Source organism: Streptomyces monashensis, from assembly GCF_001866665.1.
Taxonomy (GTDB): Bacteria; Actinomycetota; Actinomycetes; order Streptomycetales; family Streptomycetaceae; genus Streptomyces; species Streptomyces monashensis.
The window spans coordinates 1-768 of the sequence record NZ_MLYO01000173.1 but is presented as its reverse complement, the minus strand read 5'-3'; the positions used below and the strand labels follow the sequence as shown (position 1 = coordinate 768).

Genomic DNA, 768 nt, shown 5'->3' with positions numbered 1-768 from the left:
CCGATGTAGATCACATTGACCGGGACACCTTGTTCCGTAGAGGGTTGGCCCTGTGGAGGGGGTGCTGAGCGGTTTCGCGGTGATCGCGATCGTCATCGCGGTGGGCTACGGCCTCGGCCGCCGCGGCACCCTCGGTGACCAGGGCATCGAGGTCCTCACCCGGCTGGCCTTCACGGTGGCGGGCCCCGCGCTCCTCTTCACGACGCTCGCGAAGGCCGACCTGTCGGTCCTCTTCTCCTCGCGCCTGCTGGTGACGGCGCTGAGCACGGCCGCGGTGGCCGCCTTCTTCGCGGCGATCGGCGTGCTACGCGGCTGGGACGCGGGCCGTACGACGATCGGCGCCCTGTGCTCCGGCTACGTCAACTCGGGCAACCTCGGCATCCCGATCGCAGCGTACGTCCTGGGTGACGCGAGCCTGGTGGCGCCTGTGTTGTTGTTCCAGGTGGTCCTGGTGACTCCGCTGGCGCTGACGATCCTGGACCTGTCGGGCATGGGCGAGAAGGGCGGGCTGTGGCAGCGCCTGCTGACCCCGCTCCGCAACCCGATAGCGATCGGCTCGCTGTCGGGGGTGGTGGTGTCGGCGGCAGGCTGGCACGTACCGGGCCCGGTGATGAATCCGCTGACCCTGATCGGCAACATGTCCGTCCCGGCGGCGTTGCTCACCTTCGGCATGTCGTTGCACGGCAGCACGGCCCCTGGCCGGGGGCGGGACCGTCAACTGGTCCTGCTGTCGGTGGCGTTGAAGTCCCTGGGCCAACCGGCCGTGGC

1 protein-coding gene is annotated in these 768 nt (G+C 69.7%); it reads left to right on the top strand.

Features of this window, described 5'->3' with window-relative positions:
• Window positions 1-52: 52 nt before the first annotated feature.
• A partial coding sequence (locus tag BIV23_RS44975; protein ID WP_071386763.1) for an AEC family transporter occupies window positions 53-768 on the top strand: 716 nt, incomplete at its 3' end.